The sequence below is a fragment of the Acidisoma sibiricum genome (genome assembly GCF_057837225.1).
In genome coordinates, this window is record NZ_CM174445.1 from 3474074 (window position 1) to 3500916 (window position 26843).

At 64.2% G+C, this 26843-nt stretch carries 21 protein-coding genes; 17 read left to right on the forward strand and 4 right to left on the reverse strand.

What is annotated here, in order from left to right; genetic code table 11:
* The first annotated feature begins 14 nt into the window (after positions 1-14).
* The 7 genes from ftsH (at position 15) to AC3G7M_RS16585 (ending at position 7477) form a co-directional block, all read left to right on the forward strand.
* The gene (gene ftsH, locus AC3G7M_RS16555) at positions 15-1955 is read left to right on the forward strand and encodes an ATP-dependent zinc metalloprotease FtsH (RefSeq protein ID WP_489213224.1); all 1941 of its coding nucleotides are present in this window, start codon (positions 15-17) and stop codon (positions 1953-1955) included.
* A gap of 69 nt (positions 1956-2024) precedes the next feature.
* Positions 2025-2858, forward strand: coding sequence for a dihydropteroate synthase (gene folP / locus AC3G7M_RS16560; RefSeq protein WP_489213225.1), 834 nt, complete (start codon positions 2025-2027; stop codon positions 2856-2858).
* Between the two features lie 85 nt (positions 2859-2943).
* Positions 2944-3210, forward strand: coding sequence for a hypothetical protein (locus AC3G7M_RS16565; protein WP_489213226.1), 267 nt, complete (start codon positions 2944-2946; stop codon positions 3208-3210).
* A 189-nt stretch (positions 3211-3399) separates the two neighbouring features.
* Positions 3400-4797 carry a phosphoglucosamine mutase gene (glmM, locus tag AC3G7M_RS16570; protein WP_489213227.1) on the forward strand — a complete coding sequence of 466 codons (1398 nt, stop codon included), beginning with the start codon at positions 3400-3402 and terminating at the stop codon, positions 4795-4797.
* Positions 4797-5627: a bifunctional hydroxymethylpyrimidine kinase/phosphomethylpyrimidine kinase gene (gene thiD / locus AC3G7M_RS16575; RefSeq protein ID WP_489213228.1), complete on the forward strand. Its 831-nt coding sequence runs from the start codon at positions 4797-4799 to the stop codon at positions 5625-5627. The genes glmM and thiD overlap by 1 nt, the downstream gene beginning before the upstream one ends.
* On the forward strand, positions 5624-6697 hold the full coding sequence (locus AC3G7M_RS16580) for an acyltransferase family protein (RefSeq protein ID WP_489213229.1): 1074 nt from the start codon (positions 5624-5626) through the stop codon (positions 6695-6697). The genes thiD and AC3G7M_RS16580 overlap by 4 nt, the downstream gene beginning before the upstream one ends.
* Before the next feature lie 54 nt (positions 6698-6751).
* Positions 6752-7477 carry a DUF1223 domain-containing protein gene (locus AC3G7M_RS16585; protein ID WP_489213230.1) on the forward strand — a complete coding sequence of 242 codons (726 nt, stop codon included), beginning with the start codon at positions 6752-6754 and terminating at the stop codon, positions 7475-7477.
* On the opposite strand, the gene AC3G7M_RS16590 is transcribed toward AC3G7M_RS16585, so the two are convergent.
* From AC3G7M_RS16590 to AC3G7M_RS16600, 3 genes are read right to left on the reverse strand one after another with little or no spacing between them, the layout of a single operon-like run.
* Positions 7463-7882, reverse strand: a complete 420-nt coding sequence (locus AC3G7M_RS16590; RefSeq protein ID WP_489213231.1) for a DUF6314 family protein — start codon at positions 7880-7882, stop codon at positions 7463-7465. The genes AC3G7M_RS16585 and AC3G7M_RS16590 overlap by 15 nt on opposite strands.
* Positions 7883-7912: 30 nt before the next feature.
* Entirely contained in the window at positions 7913-8557 is a 645-nt protein-coding gene (locus tag AC3G7M_RS16595) for an NrsF family protein (protein WP_489213232.1), read from the reverse strand.
* Positions 8550-9137 carry a sigma-70 family RNA polymerase sigma factor gene (locus tag AC3G7M_RS16600; protein WP_489213233.1) on the reverse strand — a complete coding sequence of 196 codons (588 nt, stop codon included), beginning with the start codon at positions 9135-9137 and terminating at the stop codon, positions 8550-8552. The genes AC3G7M_RS16595 and AC3G7M_RS16600 overlap by 8 nt, the downstream gene beginning before the upstream one ends.
* 211 nt (positions 9138-9348) lie before the next feature.
* Between AC3G7M_RS16600 and AC3G7M_RS16605 the strand changes: the two genes are divergently transcribed.
* The 10 genes from AC3G7M_RS16605 to bcsD all read left to right on the forward strand — a co-directional run bounded on the left by AC3G7M_RS16605 (position 9349) and on the right by bcsD (position 25855).
* The gene (locus tag AC3G7M_RS16605; protein WP_489213234.1) at positions 9349-10533 is read left to right on the forward strand and encodes a phosphoserine transaminase; all 1185 of its coding nucleotides are present in this window, start codon (positions 9349-9351) and stop codon (positions 10531-10533) included.
* Between the two features lie 6 nt (positions 10534-10539).
* The gene (gene serA, locus AC3G7M_RS16610) at positions 10540-12126 is read left to right on the forward strand and encodes a phosphoglycerate dehydrogenase (RefSeq protein WP_489213235.1); all 1587 of its coding nucleotides are present in this window, start codon (positions 10540-10542) and stop codon (positions 12124-12126) included.
* Positions 12127-12150: 24 nt separating this feature from the next.
* Positions 12151-12294, forward strand: coding sequence for a hypothetical protein (locus tag AC3G7M_RS16615; protein ID WP_489213236.1), 144 nt, complete (start codon positions 12151-12153; stop codon positions 12292-12294).
* 158 nt (positions 12295-12452) lie between these two features.
* Positions 12453-13508 (forward strand): NAD(P)-dependent alcohol dehydrogenase, encoded by a 1056-nt coding sequence (locus AC3G7M_RS16620; RefSeq protein WP_489213237.1) that lies wholly within the window; start codon positions 12453-12455, stop codon positions 13506-13508.
* Positions 13509-13792: 284 nt separating this feature from the next.
* The gene (locus tag AC3G7M_RS16625; RefSeq protein ID WP_489213238.1) at positions 13793-14818 is read left to right on the forward strand and encodes a family 8 glycosyl hydrolase; all 1026 of its coding nucleotides are present in this window, start codon (positions 13793-13795) and stop codon (positions 14816-14818) included.
* A 20-nt stretch (positions 14819-14838) separates the two neighbouring features.
* Complete coding sequence (locus tag AC3G7M_RS16630; protein WP_489213239.1) at positions 14839-15903, forward strand: hypothetical protein; 1065 nt, start codon at positions 14839-14841, stop codon at positions 15901-15903.
* Between the two features lie 58 nt (positions 15904-15961).
* The gene (locus tag AC3G7M_RS16635) at positions 15962-16813 is read left to right on the forward strand and encodes a cellulose synthase operon protein YhjQ/BcsQ (RefSeq protein WP_489213240.1); all 852 of its coding nucleotides are present in this window, start codon (positions 15962-15964) and stop codon (positions 16811-16813) included.
* Between the two features lie 29 nt (positions 16814-16842).
* Positions 16843-21390 (forward strand): UDP-forming cellulose synthase catalytic subunit, encoded by a 4548-nt coding sequence (bcsA, locus tag AC3G7M_RS16640; protein ID WP_489213241.1) that lies wholly within the window; start codon positions 16843-16845, stop codon positions 21388-21390.
* Positions 21387-25283 carry a cellulose biosynthesis protein BcsC gene (locus AC3G7M_RS16645; protein ID WP_489213242.1) on the forward strand — a complete coding sequence of 1299 codons (3897 nt, stop codon included), beginning with the start codon at positions 21387-21389 and terminating at the stop codon, positions 25281-25283. Before bcsA ends, AC3G7M_RS16645 begins: the two co-directional genes overlap by 4 nt.
* Before the next feature lie 62 nt (positions 25284-25345).
* Positions 25346-25855, forward strand: coding sequence for a cellulose biosynthesis protein BcsD (gene bcsD, locus AC3G7M_RS16650; protein ID WP_489213243.1), 510 nt, complete (start codon positions 25346-25348; stop codon positions 25853-25855).
* Positions 25856-25872: 17 nt separating this feature from the next.
* Here bcsD and AC3G7M_RS16655 read toward each other — a convergent pair whose 3' ends face one another.
* A complete protein-coding gene (locus AC3G7M_RS16655; RefSeq protein ID WP_489213244.1) occupies positions 25873-26796 on the reverse strand; it encodes a hypothetical protein in 924 nt (307 codons plus the stop codon).
* Between the last annotated feature and the right edge of the window lie 47 nt (positions 26797-26843).

A 26843-nucleotide genomic window follows, 5' to 3' on the forward strand; every position in this document is an offset into this window, starting at 1 on the left:
AACTGGATGAAGTAATGAGCAATTTCGGTCGCAACCTTGCGTTATGGGTGATTATCGCACTGCTTCTGGTGGTGCTCTTCAGCCTGTTCCAGCCGGGTGGGCTGCGGGGAACGAGCAGTTCTTCCAATGTCACTCAGATGGCCTATTCCGAATTTTTGACTCAGGTGAAGCAGGGCGACGTCAAGGACGTGGTCATTCAGGATCGCAATGTGAGCGGTGACCTGAAAGACGGCCGCGCCTTCGAGACCTACACGCCGGATGATCCGACGCTGGTGCAGACGCTGACCGACAAGAATGTCGAGATCGTCGCCAAGCCGGCGGACGGCGATAGCAATCCGCTGCTGCATTACCTGCTGTCCTGGTTCCCGATGCTGCTCTTCGTCGGCGTCTGGATCTTCTTTCTCCGCCAGATGCAGTCCGGTGGCGGCCGGGCGATGGGCTTTGGCAAGTCCCGCGCCCGCCTGCTGACGGAAAAGCAGGGCCGCGTGACCTTCGAGGATGTCGCGGGCATCGAGGAAGCCAAGGTCGAGCTGAGCGAGGTCGTGGAATTTCTGAAAGATCCGCAGAAATTCCAGCGCCTGGGTGGCAAGATCCCCAAGGGCGTGCTGCTGGTCGGCCCCCCGGGCACCGGCAAGACGCTCCTGGCCCGCGCCATTGCGGGTGAGGCGAATGTGCCCTTCTTCACCATCTCGGGCTCTGACTTCGTGGAAATGTTCGTGGGCGTCGGCGCCAGCCGCGTGCGCGACATGTTTGAGCAGGGCAAGAAAAACGCCCCCTGCATCATCTTCATCGACGAAATCGACGCTGTCGGCCGCCATCGCGGTGCCGGTCTTGGCGGCGGCAATGATGAGCGTGAGCAGACCCTCAATCAGCTTCTGGTCGAGATGGACGGATTTGAGAGCAATGAGGGCGTCATCCTCATCGCCGCCACCAACCGGCCCGACGTGCTGGACGCTGCTCTGCTGCGCCCCGGCCGCTTCGACCGCCAGGTTGTGGTGCCGAACCCGGACGTGAACGGGCGTGAGCGCATCCTGCGCGTGCATATGCGCAAAGTGCCGCTGGCGGCTGACGTCGACCCCAAGACCATTGCCCGCGGCACGCCCGGCTTTTCGGGCGCTGACCTCGCCAATCTGGTCAATGAAGGTGCCCTGCTCGCCGCCCGTCGCGGCCGGCGCGTCGTGTCCATGGCAGAGTTCGAGGATGCCAAGGACAAGGTCATGATGGGGGCTGAACGCCGGTCGCTGGTCATGAGTGACGATGAAAAGAAGATGACGGCCTATCATGAGGCGGGCCACGCACTTTGCGCCATGCTTGAGCCGGAATGCGACCCGGTCCACAAGGCGACCATCATCCCCCGCGGCCGTGCGCTTGGCCTGGTGATGAGCCTGCCCGAGGGCGACCGCTACTCCAAGAGCAAGTCCAAACTGCTCAGCGAGCTGACGATGGCCATGGGTGGCCGCGCGGCGGAAGAGATTATCTTCGGTGCGGACAAGGTCTCCAATGGTGCTGCCGGTGACATCAAAATGGCGACGGACCAGTCCCGCCGCATGATCACCGAATGGGGCATGAGCGATAAGCTGGGCATGATCGCCTATGGCGATAACGGCCAGGAGGTCTTCCTCGGCCATTCCGTGACCCAGCATAAGAACGTGTCGGAAGCTACGGCCCGCGAAATCGACAATGAGATCAAGTCGATCATCGATGCCGCCTATGCCAAGGCGCGCTCGCTGCTGACCGAGAATATCAGCGCGCTGCATGCTATCGCTCGCGCCCTGCTGGAGTTCGAGACCCTGTCTGGTGACGAAGTCCGTGGTGTGCTGCGCGGTGAGCCGATCGTGCGCAAGCCGGTGGATGATGTGGTGCCGCCCGAAAATCGCCGTGCCTCGGTGCCGGCCTCCGGCCGTCCGGTGCCGCCGATTACGGGCGGTATCGGCCCCTCGCCCAATCCGGCGTAACATCCGCTCTCCGCATCCTCTTCGCAAAACCCCGGTCCAAAAGACCGGGGTTTTTGCTATCTGACGGGCATGATCCAAAATGCTTCCCGCCTCTGGGCTGGCCTGACCCTTGATCGCCCGCGCGTCACGGGCATCCTCAACGTCACACCGGATAGTTTCAGCGATGGTGGCCGCCACGCGGGCCATGAGGCCGCAATCGCTGCAGGCCGCCGCATGCTGGAACAGGGCGCCGATCTGCTGGATATTGGTGGAGAGAGTACACGGCCCGGCGCCACCCTCGTGTCGCCCGGTGAGGAGCAGGACCGCATCCTGCCCGTCATCCGCGCGCTCGCCGCACAAGGGACGGTCATTTCCGTTGATACCCGCAATGCGACGACGATGGGCGCAGCCCTGGATGCGGGAGCGCGCATCATCAATGACGTGACGGCACTGAGCCATGATCCCGCGGCGCTGCCACTGGTCGCCGCGCGGCGCGCGCCTGTGGTGCTCATGCATATGCGCGGCACCCCGCAGACCATGAACAGCCTCGCTACCTATGGCGATATCGGCGCGGATGTCGCGGCTGAGCTGGCCGAGCAGATCGCCGCCGCCCGCGCGGGCGGCATCGCACCAGAGATGATCGTGACCGATCCCGGTTTCGGCTTCGCCAAGCTGGGCGAGCAGAATATCGATCTGCTGCGCCGTCTTGGGCCGCTCCGCGCCCTTGGCTATCCGATGCTGATCGGCCTGTCGCGTAAGGGTTTCATCGGCCAGCTTGCGGGGGAGCCGGTAGCTGAGCGCCGCCTCGGCGGGTCGCTGGCTGCCGCATTGTTTGCGCTGACCCAGGGAGCGGTGATCCTACGCGTGCATGACGTGGCGGAGACGGTGCAGGCCGTGCGCGTATGGCGGGGATTGGCAGCCTGAGCGATCACGGCCGGCTTCGACATTCCCTTTTCCCTTTGGGACCAGCCGTTGCTATTCTGTGGCTCCGAACTGAAGGGCTTTCGGTATGTCACAGGAAACCAGCCTGACCCTGACCGTCGATATAGACCTGCAGAGGGAATTCCTAGCCGAGGCTGAGGCTGCCCATCGCGGGGCCTCTGACGTTATCCAAGAGCTGATGCGGGATTTCGTCGGGCGACAGCAAGAGGCTCGTGCTTACGAGGCCTTTGTGCGCGCTAAAGTTGAAAAGGCATTTCTGTCCGCAAAAGCCGGTCTTGGCCGGTCACATGATGAGGTCGAAGCCGACTTCGCTGCGCGTCGCGTCCGGCTATAATTCGGCCAGCAGATGCTGGTTCGGTGGACGCCAGAGGCAGAACGGGACCGCCAGACCATCTCTATCTCTTGATCAGACGTCGATGCCCCCTCCTCGAAACCCTCTGATACCAGCCCTGAATTGCCTGTCCGCCACCGCCTCGCTACACCAAGCGCGCTTGAGACTGTTTGACACGAGGCGGATACACCTATGAGCAACCGCAGCGACGGCCCGAAGGCGGCGCCCGCCCGCGCCCTCTTCGGCACGGACGGCATTCGCGGCCGCGCCAATACGCACCCGATGACCGCGGAAACCGCGCTGCGCCTGGGTCAGGCGGCCGGACTGATGTTCACCCGCGGCAGCTACCGCCACCAGGTGCTGATCGGCAAGGACACACGGCTTTCAGGCTATATGATCGAGCAGGCACTGACGGCGGGGTTTCTCTCCGCCGGCATGGATGTCGTGCTGGCCGGCCCTCTGCCAACGCCCGCCATCGCCCTGCTCACGCGCAGCCTGCGGGCCGATCTCGGCGTCATGATCTCCGCCTCCCACAATCCATTTGAAGACAACGGTATCAAGCTGTTCGGCCCCGACGGCGTGAAGCTCTCGGACGCGCATGAGGCGTCGATCGAGGCCGAGATGAAGGCCGATCTCGGCATCCAGATGGCGGCACCGGATGCGCTGGGCCGTGCCCGCCGCCTGAACGACGCCGCCGGCCGCTATATCGAAGGCGTCAAGGGCACTTTTCCCAAGGGACTTCGACTGGACGGGCTGAAGATCGTGCTTGATTGCGCCAATGGCGCCGCGTATCGCGTGGCCCCGACCGCCTTGTGGGAACTCGGCGCCCAGGTCATCCCGCTCGGCGTCTCGCCAGACGGCTTCAATATCAACCGCAGCTGCGGATCGACCGTGCCTGACCATCTTTGTGCCGCCGTGGTCGAACACAGCGCCGATATCGGCATCGCGCTGGATGGCGATGCCGACCGGCTGATCATGTCCGATGAACATGGCGAGATCATCGACGGCGACCAGATCCTGGCGCTGATCGCCAATTCCTGGGCCAAAACCGATCGGCTCACCGGCAGCGGCATCGTTGCGACCGTGATGTCCAATCTCGGACTGCAAAAGTATCTTCGCAAATTGGGGCTCGATCTGCACCGCACCCAGGTCGGCGACCGCTACGTCGCTGAGCGCATGCGCGCCCTTGGCATCAATCTTGGCGGCGAACAGTCAGGCCATGTCATTCTGTCAGACTTCTCGACGACGGGCGACGGGCTGGTAGCCGCGCTTCAGGTGCTGGCGGTGCTGGTGCGCCAGGGCAAGCCAGCTTCCGAAGTTTGCCGCGTCTTCCAGCCGTCACCGCAACTCTTGCGCAACGTCCGCTTCAGCGGCCCCTCGCCGCTTGCCGACGCACGCGTCAAGACAGCGATCACCCAGGCCGAGGCCGCGCTTGGCCCCGAAGGGCGGCTGCTCATCCGCCCCAGCGGCACAGAGCCCCTGATCCGCGTCATGGCCGAGGCCGATGACAAGGAACTGATCACCAGCATTGTGGGCGAATTGTGCGAGGTCATCGCGACGGTTGCCCGCACGCCGGAAAACGCGGCCTGATGCCTTCGTCTCAAGGCCGCGTTCTGGTCATTGCCGGCTCAGACAGTGGCGGCGGCGCCGGCATTCAGGCCGATATCAAATCGGTGATGGCGCTCGGCGGCTATGCCACAACCGCGCTCGCGGCGCTGACGGCGCAGAACACCCGCGGTGTGACCGCTGTCTTGGCAATTCCACCGGATTTCCTGACAGCCCAGATCGCGGCCGTGATGAGCGATATCGGCGCCGATGCCATCAAGACCGGCATGCTGCCGGATACGCCGAGCATTGTGGCGGTGGCCGAGTTCGTGGCGGGGCTTTCCCCCCGCCTGCCCTTCGTGATGGATCCGGTCATGGTTGCGACCAGCGGCGACCGCTTGCAGTCGGCCGAGGCGCTGAGCGCGCTGAAATCCCGGCTGCTCCCGCTTGCGACCGTCATCACACCGAACATTCCCGAGGCTGAATTGCTCCTTGGCCGCAAAATCCACGATCAGACTGCCCAGCGCGAGGCGGCGCAGGCCCTGCTCGCGACCGGCGCCCAGGCCGTCCTCGTCAAAGGCGGCCATCTGACCGGTGAGACAGTGACGGACCTGCTCGCGACCCAGAGCGGTATCATCGCGATCACGGGCGAGCGCATCGATTCGACGAGTACCCACGGCACCGGCTGCACGCTGGCCAGCGCCATTGCGACCGGCCTCGCCCAGGGCATGGGTCTGGAAGATGCCGTCCGCCGGGCCTGCGCCTATGTGGCAGCCGCGATCCGCGCGGCGCCGGGGCTGGGGGGTGGCCATGGTCCGCTCGGCCATAATGTCACTATCGATCCTGCCCGCATTGCTGCCTTAAGAGCGCTGTGAGCGCGACTGCCGGAACGCCGCTGCGTCATCAGAACCGGGCGCTTACCTCCATCCGCGGCGTCATGGCGCTGTGGGTGATAGGCCATCATCTGCAATTTGGGCTCGGCCTGCTGGGTTACCACGATGCGGGCTGGCTGTTCCGTCCGGGCTATATCGGGGTCGATGTTTTCTTTGTGCTGTCCGGCTTCGTCATCACCGCAGTGCATCGCGACATGATGCCGAGCGGCAGCACGAATTTTTTCATCCGCCGCATCTTCCGCATCTATCCGCTGCATCTTTTCGTGCTTGGCATCATCCTGGCGATCTGGTTGCGGGAACAATATCTGGCGGGCGCGCCCCTTGTCACCCCGTTTCTCGATCATCTGCCGATCGTCGCCCTGCTGCTGCAGCCTTATCTGATCCATGACCTGGACTGGAACGTGGTCAGCTGGTCGATCGGGGTAGAGATGCTGTGCTATGCGCTCTTCCCGCTCGCGATCCTGGTCCTGCGTCGCATGAACCTTGTCGTCAGCCTGGCCGTCCTCATCATCGCGGGCCTGTGTGAGCAGCGGGTCCATTCCGAAGCAATCTGGGGCTGGCACGCCATCGCGCGCGGCCTCGCCGGCTTCGGCCTCGGCATGATGGTGCAGCAGATGACCGTTCTGTTTCGCCGGCCCAGCGCCCGTCTGGCAACCTGGCTGGAATTGGGAGCTGCCGGTTTCCTGCTGGTCGCCATCCTGCTGCGCGATCTTGCCGTTATTCCACTGCTGGCGGCACTCCTCATCTACGGCCTCGCGGCTGAGCGCGGCGTGCTCAGCCGCGTGCTGTCGGGTCCGGTCTGGTTCTGGCTCGGGCAGATTTCCTTTTCGCTCTATCTGCTCCATCCCACGGTCTCAGCCCTGTTCTTCGCCTTGCTGCCACCCGCGGCGCTCGCGCGTGACCTCGGGCTGCCGCTTGGCCACGGCCTCACCGCGCTGGTCTGGACGATCCTCGTGCTGGCCATTCTGCTGGCCCTCGCGACCCTCACCTGGCGTCTGGTCGAGGAACCGGCGCGGCGCATCGGCCTGCGACTGGCACGCCGTTTCGGGTAACGAACGGGGCTGCCCGCACGAATAAAGGACAACACCGCCAGAGGGGTTTCGTCCATGCGCATGATCACTCGCCTGATGCTGGGCGCCGCGTGTTTCGCCCTCACCTTACCACCTTTACGCGCGGTCCGGGCGGCGAGCCCGGGCGATCCGCTGGTGGTGGAACTCTTCACTTCCCAGGGCTGCTCGTCCTGTCCGCCGGCGGATGCCTATCTGGCCGAACTGAAGCGTACGCGGCCCGATCTTCTGGTGCTAGATTTCCATGTCGACTACTGGGACAGGCTCGGCTGGCACGATCCCTTTTCGCTCGCCACTGCGACCGCGCGCCAGCAATTCTACGCCGGCATCATGCATACCGACCTCTATACGCCGCAGCTCGTTCTGGGCGGGTCAGAGCAAGCCATCGGCTCTGCGCGGATGGACGTGCAGGATGCGATCGGCCTCGCGGTCACCGATCGTCAGGCGGCTGCGCCCATCACGCTGTCCCTCACTGGCCAGGGCACGCAGTTGCAGGTCTCTGTCGGTCCGGGCAAAGGCCCCGCCACGATCTGGCTTGTCGGCTACGATGACCGCCATACCACGGCGATCGGCCGTGGCGAGAATACGGGCCTGACCGAAAGTGAGGTCAATATTGTCCGATCAATTACAAAGATTGGCACATGGAAGGGTCAGGCGGTGTCACTTGCCGTCGCACACCCGACGGGCGAGCACGTCGCCGTCCTGGTGCAGCAGGCGGATGGTCTCATCCGCGCGGCGCGGGCGCTCGCCTCACCGCAATCGTGAAAAGACCGAGCTGATGACTAGGTCCTTGCGTGGGCCGGTGATGCGCCAGGAGAGACTCCACCGGTCCGCACTCGCGATGCAGTAGCGGCCGCGATAGAGATCGGGGGCGCAGTCATGGGAGACGAGCGCGACCCCATCCTCCAGCTTCGCCTCGTGAAAAAAGCGGCCGTCGGGAAAGAGGACGCGGAATCCGGCCTCGGTCATCTCATAGCGATAGGCGCGCCGCGCCTCGGTCCGCATCGCTCCGAGTGTAAGTAAGCCTTGTTCCTCGAAGGCGAACACACAGGGTCCGTCAGCCGTAAAGCTCGCCCGTCCGGTCAGCCGGCCCATCTCGCGACGCTTGAGATCGCGCATGCGGCGGACCAGACGCCATTCGCCTGCCGGCCACAACTTCCCCTCACCCATCCAAACCTCTCCGCATCGTAAGCCCCTCCGCTACCGGAACAGGCGTCCCGCGAACAGGCGGTTGGCACCGACCACCACGGCCACGGCGAGAGCATGCGCCAGCAGATCTTCGACCGACGCATCGTAAGGATGGAAGAAATTGAGCAAAGTCGCAGCTGCGCCGGCTGCGGCGAGGCCGCCAAGTGCCAGCGTCAGATTCGGCCGCAGCGGAAAGGTCCAGCGCAGCAAAACCATCAGCAGCAACGACAATGGCAAGGACAGCAGTACAATGAACATAAAGCAGCCGTGGCTGTCGCTGATTGTTGCGTAATCGACGCCCGGAATATGCCAGACCCGCAGGCAACCCATGCCGCTTTCAAAGATCCAGACTGCAAGCGCCGGCAATGGCAGCAGCGCCCATCGCGCACTGCGGCCGGGCATGCCGGTGATGAAGGCCGCCAGCACGGCCAGCACGGCGGTCACCGCCGAGCCCGAAGCCGCGAGCCACATATCGGGGGCCGCGGACAGCCGGGCGATCATCGCCGGCAGGTCGGCATGCAGCGCCAGGTAGTCCCCGAACAGCGCAACCAGCACGAGCCAGATCAGAGCGAGTGTCGATGGCCGCACGCGGCGGACGGGTTTGAGATCGCGGCTGAGGTCGTCGATCAGCTGCTGATGCGGAAGGCGCTCAGACATCGTCGCTCTCCTCCGCACCATCTCTGCCTGCCATTCGTCCCCGCAAAGCTTTCAGCGCGCGATGCAGATTGACCTTCAGCGCAGTTTTGGAACGTCCTGTCGCGGCGGCCGCCTCGTCCAGCGACTCGCCCGCCAAGCCAAGCCGCTCGGCCGCCTGGCGCTGTCCGGGCGGCAAATCTGCAATCGAGCGCCGCAGGTCGCGCGCACGGTCGCCGGCCTCCAGCATGCTGTCGGCCTCCTGCCGCTCTTCTGCAAAATTGTCGTAGGCCAGCGGATCATGGATTTCACGGCTCGCCTGCCGGCCCACGCGGCGCAGCAGGTCGATCGCCCGCCGGTCCGCGATGGCGCGCAGCCAAGGCAGAAAAGGCCGCGCCGGGTCGTAGGTCGCGCGCGCGCGATGAAGGGTGATCAACACCTCCTGCACAACATCCTCTATCTGACCGGCGCTCACCCCGCGCCTGCGGGCGGCAGATGCAATCACCGGCACCACATCGCGCAGCACTTGCCGGTATGCGGCCGCGTCGCCGCGCTGGGCCGCTGCCATCAGCTGACCCAGTCGATCCTCTAGCGGCTCAACCATGAAGCGGTATCACCTTGGCGCTGCCATCCTTTATGCGTCCGGCAACCTAAACGCTGGCGCAGCCCGCTCCTAGTCTTGGCCTATCGAAACTTATTTCGACGCAAGCCAGCCCCCGGTTACAGCGATTGCAGAGAGGCCGGCCTTCCTCTAAATGCGTCGGCGGGTCACATCCCCCCACCGGGATGCTTCTCTTCTGAAAGGGAGAGCCAAAATGGCGCTCGTCACGAAGCCGGACATCCGTCCGCATAATCCCAATTTTTCTTCGGGCCCCTGTGCCAAACGGCCAGGATTCAGTCTGGACGCCCTCTCAGGCGCCATGCTCGGCCGCAGCCATCGCGCGAAAGAGCCGAAGGCCCGCCTCAACGACGTCATCACCCGCTCGCGCGCTATCCTCGGCATGCCTGGCGATTGGAAGCTGGGCATCGTGCCGGCCTCAGACACCGGCGCCGTCGAAATGGCGCTGTGGTCGCTGCTCGGCGAGCGGCCGGTCGATATCCTGGTCCATGAAAGCTTCTCCGAAGGCTGGGCGACCGATATCGTCAAGCAGCTCAAGCTCGCAGACGCGCGCGTGCTCGGCGCCGAATACGGCCAGCTTCCTGATATCGCGGCCGTCGATCCCAGCCATGACATCGTGCTCGCCTGGAACGGCACCACCGCCGGCGTCCGCTTCGCCGATGGCGATTTCATCGCAGCCGATCGCACAGGCCTGGTGATCTGCGACGCGACCTCGGCCGCTTTTGCCATGGACCTGCCCTGGGACAAGCTCGATGTCGTGACCTGGTCCTGGCAGAAAGTGCTGGGGGGTGAAGCCGCGCATGGCATGCTGGCTTTGTCGCCGCGCGCCGTGGAACGGCTGCTCACCTACAAAGCCCCGCGCCCGCTGCCGAAGATTTTCCGCCTGACCAGCGGCGGCAAGCTGATCGACGGCATTTTCGTGGGCGAAACCATCAACACGCCGTCCATGCTTTGCGTCGAAGATGCACTGGACGGTCTGCGCTGGGCCGAATCGGTGGGTGGTCTGCCCGGTCTTGTTGCCCGCAGCCAGGCCAACCTCGCTCGCATCGCCGACTGGGTTGCGGGTAGCGACTGGGCCGGCTTCCTGGCTCAAGAGCCTAAAATTCGCTCCTCGACGTCGATCTGCCTGACCATCACGGCGCCCTGGTTCACGGCGCTCGATGCCGCAGCCCAGGCAAAGGCGGCAAAGCGTCTCGCCGCGCTGCTGGAGGTGGAGGGAGTCGCCTACGACATCGCCTCCTACCGCGATGCGCCGCCCGGCCTGCGCATCTGGGGCGGAGCGACGGTCGAGACGGCCGATATCGCGGCCCTGCTGCCCTGGCTCGACTGGGCCCATGCCCAGGTAGAGACCGAATTTTCGACCATTCCGGCTGCGGAGTAACGCGCGATGCCCAAAGTTCTGATTGCTGACAAGCTTTCCCCCGCCGCCATCGAGATTTTTCGCTCGCGCGGCGTCGAGACCGATGTGAAGACCGGCCTCGCCCCTGCGGATCTCCGCGCCATCATCGGCAACTATGACGGTCTCGCCATCCGCTCGGCGACCAAGGTGACCAAGGAACTTCTGGAAGCGGCGCCCAACCTCAAAGTAGTCGGCCGCGCCGGCATCGGTGTCGACAATGTCGATATCAAGGCCGCCACCACCCATGGCGTCGTCGTCATGAACACGCCTTTCGGCAATGCCATCACCACGGCCGAACATGCGGTCGCCATGATGTTCGCCCTCGCTCGCCAGCTGCCGGAGGCGAGTGCCTCCACCCGCGCCGGCAAGTGGGAGAAGAACCGCTTCATGGGCGTCGAGCTGACGGCCAAGACGCTCGGCCTGATCGGATGCGGCAACATCGGCTCGATCGTGGCCGACCGCGCGGTCGGGCTGAAGATGAAGGTGCTCGCCTACGACCCCTTCCTGTCCGACAAGCGCGCGGTCGAACTGGGTGTCGAAAAGGCCGAACTGCCCGAGCTTTTCGCCCGTGCCGATTTCATCACCCTGCATACGCCGCTGGTGGAAGGCACGCGCAACATCATCAACGCGGCGGCCATCGCCGCGATGAAGCCGGGTGTGCGCATCATCAACTGCGCCCGCGGCGGCTTGATCGATGAGGCCGCTCTGCTCGAGGGGCTGAAATCCGGCAAGGTGGCCGGGGCGGCGCTTGACGTCTTCGAGGTCGAGCCCGCGACCGACAATCCGCTCTTCGCGCTCGATAACGTTGTCTGCACCCCCCATCTCGGCGCGGCCACGGCCGAAGCGCAGGAGAATGTGGCGCTGCAGGTGGCCGAGCAGATGAGCGACTATCTGCTGACGGGCGCGGTCGCCAATGCCATCAATGTGCCGGCCATCTCGGCCGAGGATGCGCCGCGCGTGCGCCCCTATATGGAGCTTGCCCGCCGCCTGGGTGAATTCGCCGGTCAGCTGACTCAGGCCAAGGACGGCGTCATCACCCATGTCACGATCGAGTATGAGGGTGCCGTCGCCCAGCTTAACCACAAGCCGCTGACGGCCGCGGCCCTCGCCGGGCTGATGGCGCCGATGATCACCGGCGCCAATATGGTCAATGCCCCGGTTCTGGCGCGCGAGCGCGGCATCGAAGTGGCCGAGACGGTGCATGACCGGGTGAGCGAATATCAGACCCTCATCCGCCTGACGATCGCGACCAAGACGAATACCCGCTCGGTCGCCGGCACGCTTTTCGCCGGCTCCAAGCCGCGTCTTGTGGAGATCAAGGGCATTCCGGTGGAAGCCGATTTCGGTCGCCATATGCTTTATGTCACCAATCAGGATAAGCCGGGCTTCATCGGCCGCTTCGGCGCCACCCTGTCGGACGCGGGCATCAATATCGCGACCTTCCACCTTGGCCGCGCAGCCACCGGCGGCGACGCGATCTGCCTCGTCTCCCTTGACGAGGACGTACCGGAAGCGGTGCTGGATATGGTGCGGGCGCTCCCTCTGGTCGTTCAGGCGACCGCCCTCACCTTTTAGCAACACCAGAGGGGGCGAGACAGAATGGGCGATAACGGCAATATTCTCGGCTTGATCGTCTTGGCCATCGCGGCCGTTATCCTCGTGGGCGGCTGGCTCGCCTTCCCGACGATCAGCCACTTCATGCAGAAACAGGATTGTGTGGCCACCGGCCACATGAATTGCTGACGGCTGTTTTTGGGGGGCAGGGCTTCGCAAAAGCGTGAAGGACCTGCCGACTTCCCAAACCACCGTGCATCATGGTTAGATGAGTATAGAAAGGAGCAAGGTCGCAGGGCCTGGCTCCTTTCCTGCTTGTACTGATCCCCAAATAAAAGGACGTCCCCATGCTGGAATGTGTCGGCTTTGGCGCGACCGCGGCGTCAGCGCCCGTCGCCCCCATCTCCTTCAATCGCCGCGATCCAGGTCCCGATGATGTCGTGATCAAGATCGCCTATTGCGGCGTCTGCCATTCGGACCTTCATCAGGCGCGCAATGAATGGCGCAACACCGTGTACCCGTGCGTTCCCGGGCACGAGATCGTCGGCCATATCGAGACCGTGGGCGCCAATGTCACGCGCTTCAAGGTCGGCGACACCGCCGGCGTCGGCTGTATGGTCGGCTCCTGCCGCACCTGCGCTGCCTGTCGCGAAGGGCTGGAGAATTACTGCGAAGTTGGTTTCAACGGTACCTATAATGGCGTCGATCCCGTCATCGGCGGCCCGACCTTCGGTGGCTATTCAGACCGCATCGTCGTTGATCAGCACTTCGTTCTGAACATTCCCGAGGGCATGGATCTGGCAGCTGCCGCGCCGCTGCTTTGTGCTGGCATCACAACCTATTCGCCGTTGCGGCACTGGAAAGCCGGACCCGGCAAAAAGGTCGGTATCGTGGGCCTGGGCGGCCTCGGCCACATGGGTCTGAAAATCGCCCATGCGATGGGCGCCTATACGGTTCTTTTCACAACCTCCGCCGGCAAGGCCGATGACGCCCGCCGTCTGGGTGCAGATGAGGTCATCATCTCCACCAATGCCGATCAGATGGGTCAGCACGCCGACAGCTTCGACTTCATCCTGGATACGGTGGCCGCAGAACACGCGATCGACCCTTATCTCAACATGCTGAAACGCGACGGTACTCTGACCCAGGTCGGTGCACCCGAAAACCCGCTGTCGGTCTCGGCCTTCAGCGTCATCTGGCGGCGTCGCAACTTCGCAGGCTCGCTGATCGGCGGCATCCCCGAAACGCAGGAGATGCTGGATTTCTGCGCCGAACATGGTCTGACGGCCGATATCGAGATGATCAAAATCGACGCGATCGAAGCAGCCTACGCCCGCATGCTGAAGAGTGACGTGAAATACCGCTTCGTCATCGACATGACGTCCCTACAGCCTTCTGCTTAGGCCTTTGGACGAAGCCTCCGCTTTGTGACATCCCGGATACAGATCGGACCATTCAGAATCTGTATCCGGCCGTCTCAGCTATTCACATAAAGACGCATATAAGCTTTGCGGTAAGTTATTATAATCGCCATAATTCCCTACAAAGAGGTAGGACTTGATTGCAGATGGCGTGGCTAGGGCAGCTTTCTTCGGCAGGGTTAGCCTCAGGCCTTTGGCCTAAAGCCAGTCTGACATTTTACTGACGGATGGCTCTTTCACGTCGACACATGATGGGCGGTGGCGCAGTGGCCGCCTTAACCTTGCTTCGCGGCAAGTCGGCGGCGGCGGCCTCCGCCCATTTCGCAGCCGATGACCCGGACTGGGCTTCTTTTAAAAACCGGTTCGTTTCATCCGAGGGCCGTGTCATCGACACCGGCAATAACGGCATTTCCCATTCCGAAGGGCAAAGCTATGGGATGCTCTTTGCCGTAGTCTTCAATGATCAGGCCAGTTTTGACCTGATCAAGGGCTGGACTGAGAAAAATTTGTCGCGGCCGACGGATGCACTTCACATTTGGCGCTACTTGCCCAATGAGAAAAACCATACGCCGGACGACAATAACGCGACCGACGGCGATCTTCTCATCGCCATGGCAATGAGCCGGGCTGCAGCCCTCTGGGGCCGGCCGGAGGATGCAAGCGGTGCGCGCGCCATTGCGCAGGCGATTCGGGAAAAGCTCATCGCCAATGCCGGCAGCCGGCTTGTGCTATTGCCGGGCGTCAACGGCTTCGCCCGCAAAAACGACATGGTCGTCAACCTATCTTATTATAATTTCGTCGCTTTTCGCGAATTGAACGTCATCGATTCCTCGCCCCTCTGGCAGGTATTGGGTCTCGACGGGATGGCGCTGATCGAAGCCGCGCGTTTCGGCCGCTGGCAATTGCCGCCGGATTGGCTGTCCGTGCCACGCACGAGCGGCGACCTCGCAATCGCCGCCGGCTGGGCGCCGCTCTGTTCCTATGACGCGATCCGGGTTCCCCTGAACCTGACCTGGGCCCAGACTCTTCCCCCGGCCGTCGCTGCATCCTTTGACAACTTCTGGACGACGGCCGCGAGCTATCAGCCTGCCTGGGCCAATCTCAAGACCAATGCCGTATCAACCTACGCGGCAGCAGGCGGTCTTTTGGCCGTGCGTGAGATTACGCTCGCCACTTCGCCCCAATTGGGTCTTCCCGCGCTGCCGCTTGTACAGCAATGCACGGATTATTATTCGTCGGCACTTACCCTGCTTTGCCGTATTGCATGGGCCGAAAGTCGTAGCGGTGGCTAACATCAGAGGTGGTTCGGGCAATGACTAAGTCTCAGACCGATGTCGACCGGGTGATGGCTGCTTTCGGCGCAGCCCCGATCCGCTATCGCGCAAGCCAGGAACGCGCCGTGATTGGTGCCGAGAGCGCTGCGCGCGCTTTTGAAACCGCCGTGCTGCGCCCGGTGCAACCTGATCCGCAACTGGTCAGCGAAACGCCCGCCCCCGGCGCCGGCGGCCAGATACGGCAGATCTTTCCGCTGTTGTCGCGTGCCGTGCCCGCCGTTGGCGATGTGCCCGTCGATGCGGTGAAGCGGCCCGGTGATGAACTGCCTTTGCCGCCCGAGCCCGAAATCGTTCTATCCCCCTTCGATCAGGCCCTGGCCGACCAGGCCCATCTGCACGGGCAGAGCGCCGCCCCCGCGCCAATCGCCTCCCAGGGGGCGCCGGCCCAGACCCCCGCTTGGGCTGCGTCCGCGGCGGCGATAACGGCGGAATCGACCGCACAGGCCGAGGCGCCCCCCGCGACCCCCCAGCCGGCCGCGCCTCACCCGACCGCGCCTCTGCCGGCTCTGCGCAGCCATGCGGAGATTATCCAGCCGCTGTCGTCCCAACCGGCCGCACCGCAGCCGGCCCTACCTCAACCCCAGCCGGCCGCTCCTCAGCCGGCCACGGCGCATCCGGCGCCCTATGCGCCACCGCAGCAGGCTGCACCGCAGACATGGGCACCGCAGCCGATGCCCCCGCCGCCGGCCTATTACCCGGCACCACCGCCGCCCTATCCCTATCCGCCTCAGCCGGCACCCTATCCTTATGCGGGCTACGCCCCGGGCTATCCGCCTGGCTATCCGCCGCCGGCCTATCCTTATCCGCCACAGCCGGCCCCTTATCCGCCCATGGGCTATGCCCCTGCCCCGGGCTATCCGCCAGCCTATCCGCCGCAGGCCTATCCTTATCAGCCGCCACCGGCGCCCTTCGTTCAGCCGCCGGCAGCCCCTGGCTACGCGGCGCCGCCGGCGCCCGGATCAGCCGAGCCGGCCAATCTCGCCGATATTTTTGCCGCCCTGCAGCGCGCACGCGGCGGTCACGGTCCGTCCGGCAATCGCTGATGCCACACACCCCTCCCGGCCATCTTCGGTCATCCCTTCTCGCCTCCGGTCGCATTCCATGCCGCTGATTATCTTCGCCTCTCCTAAAGGCGGGGTCGGCAAGACGACCCTGGCCGCCAATACCGCTCATGAATTCGCGCGCGCCGGCTACCGCGTGGTGGCGCTCGACCTCGATACGCAGAACGCCCTCGGCATGCATTTCGGGGCTGATCCGTACGACCGTGCGGGTTTCGTAACCTCGCTTAAAACCGCGCCCGACCCCCGGCGCGCCTGGCAGATGCATCTGCAGATGACGCCGTCCGGCATCGCTCTACTGCCTCATGGCTACACAACGTTTCAGCAGAGTTTCGCGATCAACACCGATCTGATCGAGACCCCTGCCCTGCTGCTGGCGCCGCTGCGCGACATTCTGGAAGACCCCGAGGTCGTGATCATCGTCGATACGCCGCCCGGCCCGGGTGTCGCTTCCTCGGTTGTGGCGACGCTCGCCGACTTCATGGTGGTGGTCTTGCTGGCTGACGCCGCGTCCGTGGTGCAGCTTCCCAAGATCGACGGCCGCGGCATGTATCGCAGTGCCGCCGGCACCCCATTTCCGATCGACCGCACGGGTTTTATCGTCAACCAGATCGACATGCGCAGCCGTTTGTCCCGTGCTGCGGCCGAAGCCGCAGAGCGGCATCTGGGCAGCCGCCTGCTGGGCCGCGTCTACCGCGATGAGCACGTGCCCGAAGCCCTTGCCCGGCAGTCATCCGTCAATGGCTATGCGCCCGGCAGCAAGGCGGCCCAGGACATCACGGCCATCGCGCAGAAACTCGTCGCCATGATGTCGGCCGGACCGCGCAGCGACTCCACCCCTGAGGATGGCGCGATCGCACCAGCCGCGGCGGGAAGACCGCAGCAATCATCATGAGCGCCCACGTATCCGGCGGAAGAACGCGTATGTCCGAGTTTTTCAATAACAAGATCGGCGGCATCATTTGCCTGGTGGTGGGGGTGGCCATGCTGGCCTCCATCGCGACCGTACCGCTAACCGTGAGCCAGCAGGCCGCCGTCGGCATTTCCACCGCGGTTCTGTTCCTCATCGCGAACCGCTTCAGCGATCGGCGCGTGACGCTGTTCCTGTCCATCCTGTCGCTCGCCATGTCGGCCCGCTACATCTACTGGCGCGCGACCGAGACGCTGACCTTTCAGACCACCTTGCAGCTGCTGCTGGGCTCATTGCTGGTCATGGCCGAATTCTATGCCGTCGTTGTGCTGGTGCTGGGCTATATCCAAACGGCCTGGCCGCTGAACCGCAAGCCGGTGCCGCTACCGCCGGAACCCGACGAGTGGCCGACGGTCGATGTCTATATACCGACATATAACGAATCCATGGACGTTGTCCGCGCAACTGTGCTGGCCTGCGCCGCCCTCGACTATCCGTCCGACAAGTTCCGCGTCTACATTCTGGATGACGGCAAGCGTGACGAGTTCCGCCGCTTCGCGGCCGAGGCGGGGGTTGGCTACCTCATCCGTCCCAATAACCATCACGCCAAGGCCGGCAATCTCAACCATGCGCTGACGGTCACGAAGGGTGAGTTCATCACCATCTTCGACTGCGACCATATTCCCGTGCGCGCCTTTCTTCAGCTCACGGTGGGCTGGCTGGTCCGCGAAAAGAATCTGGCCATGGTGCAGACGCCGCATCATTTCTATTCCCCCGATCCTTTTCAGCGCAATCTTGCCGCCGGCCAGCGCGTGCCGCCCGAGGGCAACCTCTTTTACGGCCTGCTGCAGGACGGCAACGACTACTGGGACGCGACCTTTTTCTGCGGCTCCTGTGCGGTCATCCGCCGCGCGGCGCTTGAGTCGATCGGTGGTTTCGCGACCGAGACAGTGACCGAAGACGCCCATACCATGCTCAAGCTGCACCGGAAGGGCTGGAATTCGGGCTATCTGAAAATCCCGCTCGCCGCCGGTCTCGCGACCGAACGCCTGATCTTGCATATCGGCCAGCGCATTCGCTGGGCGCGCGGCATGATGCAGATCTTCCGACTGGACAATCCGCTGATGGGTCCCGGCCTGCATATCGGCCAGCGGCTTTGCTACATGAACGCAATGGTCCATTTCTTCTTTGGCATTCCGCGCCTCATCTTCCTGGTTTCCCCTCTCGCCTATCTGCTGCTGTTCCAGAACATGATTGCAGCCTCGCCTTTCGCCATCGCCGCCTACGCCCTGCCCCATATCTTCCATTCGGTGGCGACTGCCTCGCGCATCCAGCGCAACTGGCGCCATTCGTTCTGGAGCGAGATCTACGAGACGGTGCTGGCACTGTTTCTGGTGCGCGTCACCATCGTGACCATGCTCAGTCCCCGCCGTGGCAAGTTCAACGTCACCGAAAAGGGTGGCACGCTGTCGCAGGGATTCTTCGACCTGCGCGCGGTCTATCCAAACATCATCTGCGCGGCCGTCGTCTTTCTGGGCATTCTGCGCGGCGTCTTCAGCATGATCTTTTCGCAGACGACGACGCTGGAATTTCAGGCCCTTCTGCTCAACACCATCTGGGCCACGATCAGCCTTCTTATCCTGCTCGCCGCCTTGGCCGTGGGCCGGGAGAGGCAGCAGCTGCGTGGCCGCGCCCGCGTTCGCGTCGATCTGCCGGCCATCGTGCATCTGGGCGATGGCCGCGTCTTCACGGGCACGGTGCAGAACCTGTCGCAGAGCGGCGCGCGCACCCTGGTTGCCCGGCCCGAGGAACTCCCTGACGATTCTGAGGTGCTCCTGGAAATTCCGCTGCCCAGCGGGTCTGCCCTTATCCCGTCCCGCTATCTGCGCTGGAACGAAAAAGAAATGCTGTTGAATTTTGAGCCGAAGACCTTGGCTGATGAAGCGGCCATCATTCAATGCGTTTTCGGCCGTGCCGATGCCTGGGTCGATTGGACGGACTTCCCCAAGGACCGCCCGCTGGTCAGCCTTTGGCATGTGCTGCAGTCGATCGGCGGTCTGTTCCGCCGCCCGGAACAGATTCGCGCGACCCCGCAGGAAAAGGCGCAGATTGAAGCGACCATTCGCAGCGGCCTCGCCCGCTCCAATATGGAGATGGAGCAGGGGTCCTCGATCGTCAGAACAACGACTGCTGCCGGCCTGATCCTGCTCGTGGCTGCGCTGGCACCTGTGGCTGCGCATGCGCAGACCACCACGATCCGGCCCATGCCCTCCGCCACCACGGGCAGCAATGACGGCGTGCCGCTGCCCACGATCGTGGTGCCGAATGCAGCGCCGGCCGCGGCTCCCAATCAGACGCCCGTGACGGGTGCGACCCCCGGTGCCGGCAATGCCGCCGCCGCGCCCCCCAGCGATGCCAATGCCGCCCCACCGGCCGGCGTTGAGACGGAAACCTTTTCGCTGAAACAGCTTGGCGCCACCAATCAGCTGGCTCTGCGCGGCACCAGTTCGCTGCAGGGCGTGCAATTCGGCGTGCGCAGCGACGAGGTCGTGATCAATGCAACGCTCAATCTGACCGGCGCTCTGTCACCCGCGCTGCTGCCCAATCTCAGCAACATCACCGTGACGCTGAACGACCAATATGTCGGCACCATTCCCGTGGTCCCGCATCAGAACACCTTCACGCTCTCGATGCCGATCAATCCGGTCTTCTTTCAGGCCGGAAACGCGCTCAACTTCCGCCTCACCGGCGCCTATACGACGCAGTGCAACGATCTTTTGAGTGGCCTGATCTGGGGCACTGTCTACAACAACTCGACGATCACGCTGACCGTTCAGCATTTGCCGCCCCAGCGCGACCTGGCGCAGCTGCCGCTGCCCTTCTTCGACCAGCACGACAACCGCATGCTGATGCTGCCGTTCGTCATGCCGGGCCAGCCGGATGACGACACTGTAAAGGCCGCCGGCATCGTCGCCTCCTGGTTCGGCCAGCAGGCTGATTTCCGCGGCGCCAGCTTTCCGGTCTCGACCACGCCACCGAGCGGCAATGCCGTCATGGTCGTGGTCGGCGACAATGCCAATGTGCCCGGTCTGCCGCCCATCACTGGCCCCAGCCTCGCCCTGATTGCCAATCCAACCGACCCGCTCGGCACGCTGCTGGTGATCGCCGGCCGCGATGGACAGGAGGCCGTCCAGGCGGCCAGCGCGCTGGCCCTCGGCTATCGCACGATGGGAGGCGCGTCCCTGCAGGTGATGCCCCCGGATGTCCCGGCGCGCGTCCCCTATGACGCGCCGGCCTGGATACAGACGGACAGGCCTGTGCGTCTCGGCCAGATTACCGACATGCACAACCTGAACGGCACCGGCTACGACACGCTGATTCAGGTCGCCTTCCGCGCGCCGCCGGATCTGTACACCTGGCGTGATCGTGGCTTCCCGCTGCGGATCGGCTTCCGCGCGCCGCCCGCACCGATCGAAAACCTGGCGGTGTCGCGTCTCGATATCGGCATCAACGGCATCTATCTGCATTCCATCCCGCTCGCGCAGGCCGAGAGCAATGCCTGGTGGCGCAACTGGCTGCCCGTTATCGGGGCCACCGGCCCGCTGCATGACGCCTATATCCCGCCCTATGACGTTTTCGGCGCCAACTCGCTGCAGTTCTTCTTCGACACGCGGCCGCTGAACCGGGGCGCTTGCGTCGCGACCCCGTCGGACCCGACGCTTGGCATCGACCCCAATTCCACCATCAGCCTGGGCCGCGCGTACCATTTCGCCACCATGCCGAACCTCGCCTATTTCGTCAGCGCCGGCTTTCCGTTCTCGCGGATGGCTGATCTGTCAAATACCGCCGTGGTCATCCCCGACACGCCCGCAACCGGCGAGTTGAGTGCCTATCTCCGCCTCATGGGCCGGTTCGGCTATTGGACCGGCTATCCGGTTCTCCGCATCACCGTGGCCCGTCCCGAAGAAGAAGCCGCACTGCATGACGACGATATTCTGGTCCTCGGCACCATCGCCCATCTCGGCAGCCTGACAGACCTGATGCAGAATATGCCTGTCTCGCTCGATGGCGGGCAGACGACGCTCAAGGTCAGCGATCAGCCGCTTGGCACCATCTACCAGCTCTTCGCCGGCGGTCATCGGGGTGACCAGCGGCGTGCGGCGACGACGCTCTCGACTGCGACCAACCAAGATACGGCGATCGTGGCGAGCGGCCTGTCTCCCTGGGGGTCAAGCCATCACACGATCGTGGCCATGCTGGCCGGCACGCCGCAGGGTCTGGATACCATCATGACCGGCTTCAGCGATCCCACGCTGAACCCGCTGATCCAGGGTGATTTCAGCATTCTCTCGGGCGGTCAGGTCACTTCCTACCGCATTCAGTCGACCTATACCGTCGGCTGGATTCCCTTCTGGATCTGGCCTAGCTACATGCTGCGCAACCAGCCCTTGATGATCGTCATCGTGATGATCATCGGCTGCGTGCTGCTGACGCTGGTTCTGCATGCGACGCTCGGCCGGCGCGCCGCCAAACGTCTGAAAGCACTGGGGGAGCGGCAATGATCCGCCTGCCTCGCCATACTGGGGTTTCCCTGATCGCGCTGGCGGCCATGATGCCGGTGGCAGCTCTTGCCCAGCAGCAGCAGCCGGCCGCACCTCAGCCTGCCGCACCCGCGGCCGGTCAGCCGACAACCCTTCAGCCCGGCGCGACGCCGCCGGCCGCTGCGCAGCAGGCGGCTGTGCAGTTGGGGGCGCAACAGGCCGCCCAGCAGGCCGCCGCCCAGGCAGCGCCCGTATCCAGCGGCGACCCGGCGCTGGATGTGCTTCTGCGTCAGGCCAGCTATTGGCGCGACCAGAACAATGCCACGCGCGCCATGGCCGCCGCGCAGCGCGCCCTGCAGCTATCCCCCAACAATGCCCAGGCATTGGCTATCATCGCCGAGGTCCAGGCCAGCAGCGGCAATGCGAGCCAGGCCCAGCAGACGCTGGACCTGCTGCGCCGCGTCCATCCCAATGCCCCTGATATCGACAAGGTGCAGCAGGCGGTCCGCGTCGGCGCCATCAACCCCGACGCACTGAACAATGCCCGCCAGCTCGCCCAGCAGGGTGATGCGCAGCAGGCCGTGCAGGCCTATCAGTCGGTCTTCGGCACCGGCGCGCCACCTGATTCGATGGCCGTCGAATATTACCAGACGCTTGGCGCGACCTCGAACGGCTATGCCGGCTCCCTGCAAGGTCTGGCCGAGGCCGCGCGGCGCAATCCCAATGATCTGCGCGCACAGCTCGCCTATGCCCAGGCGCTGACCTACCGCCAGGATACGCGCATGCAGGGCATCGACCGCCTGGCCGCGCTGACCGCCATTCCGTCCATTAGCGTGCAGGCGCAGAACAGCTGGCATCAGGCGCTGGGCTGGCTGCCGGCCGACCCCAGTTCCATTGCGGCGATCAAGGCCTATCAGGCGCGCTATCCGAACGATAGCTCCGCCCAGACCTTGCTGACGAACGCCATCAATCCGCCCAATCAGGCCCCCGGCTCGCAGGCGTCACGCGAAGGCTATGACGCTTTCCATCGCGGCGACCTCACCCAGGCGCAGACGCTGTTCCAGCAAGCCCTGACCGCCAATCCGAAGGATGCGGGGGCCACGGCCGGCCTCGGTCTGGTCCTGCTGCGCCAGGGCCGCACGGCCGAGGCGACGACGATGATCAATCGCGCCATCGCGCTTGATCCCAAGCAGGCGCCGGGCTTGCAGCAGGCCTTGGCGGGCGCACAGACCAGCGGCGCCTTTGCCAGTGCCCAGGCCGCCAGCCGCCGCGGCGATCTCGCATCGGCGGAAGCGCAATATCGCCGCCTGCTGGCCCAGCAGCCCAATAATGCGGGCATCAAACTGGCACTGGCCGGCGTGCTGTCGCGCGAAGGCAATCAGTCGGACGCGAATGCGCTTCTCGCCCAGGTGGAGCAGACCGGCGGCAGCCTGTCCCAGCAGGCGCGGGCGCAGCTTCTGGCGCAGCAGGCAGCCAATATGCCAGACGCCGCCGGCAAGATTGCCCTTTACCGCTCGGCGGTTGATGCCGCACCCTCAGACCCCTGGCTACGCCTCAATCTGGCCCGCGCGCTGGTCGCGAACGGCCAGGGCGCTGAGGCGCAGTCGGTGATGTCGGCCGTGACTGATGTGTCCCGCCCATCGGACTCGGCGCTGCAGGCTGGCATCATCTTCGCCAATGAGACCAATAACACGGCCGAAGCCGCCCAATTGGTCCAACAGGTGCCGCGGCGCCGGCGCACGCCTGAGATGCAGGCGATTCTGGATCAGGCCCAGGTGCAAGGCCAGATCTCGGCGGCCGTCGCGCTGGCGCCCTCCGATCCTGTCAATGCACGGCAGCAGCTTCTGCTGCTCGCCGCCCGGCCCGACCCGACCGGGGCGCGCGGACTTGCCATCGCGAAGGCCTTCGTCGCGCTCTCCGACCCTAATGACGCGGTCGTCGCGATCAATACAGCCGCCGCCACCAACCCGACCGCCAGCGCGTCTGCCAGGCTGAACTGGGCGCAGGGCTTGCTCGCGGCCGGCAATCCGGGGGCTGCCGCGACCATGCTGGCGGCAATCTCGCCTGATCAGCTGACCCCCGACCAGCAGCAGGCCCTGAGTGGCTTGCGCAACGGCATCGCGATTCGTAGCTCGGATAATCTCAACACCGCCGGGCGCACCGCGGATGCCTATGACCAGCTTGCACCGGCCCTGTCGCGCAGCCCGAATGACCCGGCGCTGAACAGCGCCCTTGCGCGTCTCTATCAAACCGCCGATCAGCCGCAAAAGGCGCTGGCCATCAATCAGCGCATCCTGGCGGTCGATCCGAATAACCCGGATGCCCGGCAGGGTGCGGTCGCCGCCGCTATTCAGACCGGCGACTATAGCCTCGCTTCCCGGCTGGTCACCGATAACATGGCGCAAAATCCGAACGATCCACAGAACTGGATTCTGGCCGCCGATATCGCCCAGGCACGGGGACTGAAGGGCGATGCGCTGCATGATCTGCGGCAGGCGCGCGCCCTCCGCGAGCAGCAGCTGGGCTATGCAACGGTGCAGGGCGGCGCCAATCCCAGCTTCATGGTCGCCACCAATGGCAATGCGGCCACCGCGCTCGGCGCCGTCTCGGCCAATCCCTTCCGCAATGCGCCCGACAGCGGCGACACCAGCACCAGCGGTAGTATCTCCAGCGGCGTCCTCGCCGGCAGCGGACTGGTCGCGGGCAACACCCTGGCCAGCGCCGCACCCAGCCTAGCCGCAACGGGCGATACCGCCGCCGGCAATGACCCGATGATCGCCGATCTCGACACGCGCATCATGGCCATCAAGACGGATATCGCTCCCTATGTCGGTGGCAGCACCGTGCTGCAGCTGCGCTCGGGCAGTGCCGGCACCAGCCAGCTTGCGACTTTCGGCGTGCCGATTGAGGCGAGCTTCTCGCCCGGCGGCGTTGGCCGCATCACGATGACGGCGACGCCGACCTATCTCGATGCCGGCACGGTCGGCACCGCGATCTATGACCGCGAACAATTCGGCAGCGCGCTGTTCAACCAGTACACGGGTGCCGCCGCTCCGGGCAATCAGACGGCCACAGGTATCGGCCTTGACGCCGCCTACAAGGTAAGCTGGCTCACTGCCGATATCGGTACAACGCCGCTGGGCTTTGACATTACGAACGTCGTCGGAGGCGCGGAAATCGCGCCGCAGATCGCCAACAACGTGATCTTCCGCCTGACCGGCGAACGCCGCGCCGTGACGGACAGCCTGCTCTCCTATGCCGGGACCAATGACCCCGGTACCGGCACCACCTGGGGCGGTGTCACCCGCACCCGCGTGCATGGCCAGCTGGAGTTCAATCCGGGTCAGGCCAATTTCTATGCCGGCGGTGGCTATGACTGGCTGCAGGGTCAGAACGTCCTGAGCAATAGCGAGGTCGAACTCGGCGCCGGCGGCAGCTACCCGGTCTATAAAACGCCAGCGGATGAAGTGCGCGTCGGCCTGGACCTCATCTATTTCGGCTATTCCAAGAACCAGGATCACTTCACGCTGGGCTATGGCGGCTATTTCAGCCCGCAGACCTATGTCGCGGCCATGATACCCGTCAACTGGACGGCGACCCGTGGCCTGATGACCTACAAGCTGGGCGCCTCCGTGGGCTTGCAGAGTTTCAACGCCGATGCTGGTGCCATCTTCCCGACCAATGCCTCGCTGCAAGCCGGGGCGGAAGCTCTGGCGGCGGTCAATACCCAGGTGCAGAGTACCTATGACAGCCAGAGCGTCACCGGTATCGCCGGTGGGGTCAGCGGCAGCTTTGAATATCATCTGACGCCGATGCTGACGGTCGGCGGTTCGGGCGGCTATCAGAAATCGGGCAACTGGAACCAGGCGGATCTGATGGCCTTCGCCCGCTATACGTTTACGGATTCGGAATAAACTGGCGATCCCATCGCCCCTCCACGACCGCATAACCTCGCACACCAACGGATTGCATCCCTATGCTCGATATCGAGGAGACAGCGACCACGTCCAGTGAACCCAATGAACGGCAGGCGGACCCGCGGCGCGACGGCACCAGCCGGTCGGCGCCGGACTGGCGCCCCTTCCTGCGCGCACTGGCGGAGGAGCTGGATGCCGTGGCCGGCGCCGCCGGGCGGGACGCCCTGCTGCACGGCGTCGGCCGGCAGATGGCGCTGCAGCATCCGCTGACTCCGCAGACCTCGACCGCGGCGCTGGCGCTCGAAATGAACGAAGTGCTGGAGGATACCGGCTGGGGCCATGTCAGCATCGCCTTCGCGCCTGCGGAAGCCTGTCTGGTTCTGACCCATCGCAACCTGCCGCGCATCGGCGGCCGCGGAGAGCCGCCGGGCACCTGGCTCGCGGGTGTGCTGGAGGGGCTCTACGAGGGCTGGCTGTCCAAGCAGCCAGGGTCGGATGCGACCCTCGTCGCCCGCCGCGTGCCGATGACTGACGCGGGCGTGGTGATCATCCGCTACGGCAAGGGTTGAGGCGGCGCCTGCAACGCCTATGGTCGAACGGCCTCGCCCATTGTCTCGACAAGCGCCTGATAGGTCTCAGGATAATGACCCTTAAGATAGGCTTCCGCACGCGCCTCTGATGTTCGGTAGATGTCGGCATCACGATCTGCTGCAAAGCCATTGCCATTATCGCTGAAGGGCGCGTGAACTACGCCATCGAACCAGTTGAAAAACCGGTGCCCCTTGCGGACCATGTGACGAAACCATTCGGTGCCCGTATCCGTGTAGAGTGTCGCGAAAGGCGGCGCACGGCCGAAGGGTTCCGTGTCGGGTCTGGCCTTTTTGATGTCGATCAGACAAGCGAATTCATTCAGACGGCATTCTGGAAACAGCGTCGGATAATCCGGTTCAATTCCACGCTCAATCGTTCGCGGGCCGGGATAATCTCGAACGATGGTGATCGCCTGTTCGTATGACAGTTTGACCGATCCGAATTTGTCATGGCCGCAGATCTGAGCGTGATGGGCGGGGCAGTTCCAGCACTGCCCGATCAGCCCGACGCCAGTATAGGCCCCCGCCGTCATTCGCGACAGCATGCCGCCGATGACATCGGCCAAGTAATTGCAGTCATTATGCGAGATGAATATGAAGTCCTCATCACTATCTTCCCAAGCCTGCTGATAGCGAATAGATCTTCGGTAATCGTTATCCGCGAAATCCGCGCCGCTTGAAAACGCGATGCCCAGATGCTGCCTTGGCATGACATGGACAAATCTCTCGTCCGAGAAAGTCTTCATGAGCGGCACGATATCGATGCCATGCGGCTGGCTTGCCTCCCGCTGCAGGAATATCCGCCCGATATGCTGGCCACTGTGATGCAGCAAGGATGCGATCGTGAGTGCCGTGTGAAACGGCTTGCCATAGATGCATATCGCTACGTCAACCTTGGGTCTTTCCGCCACCCGCTCCACGACGGGATCGGGCAGCACCGTCACTGTCTGCGGGCGGTCGATCGCGG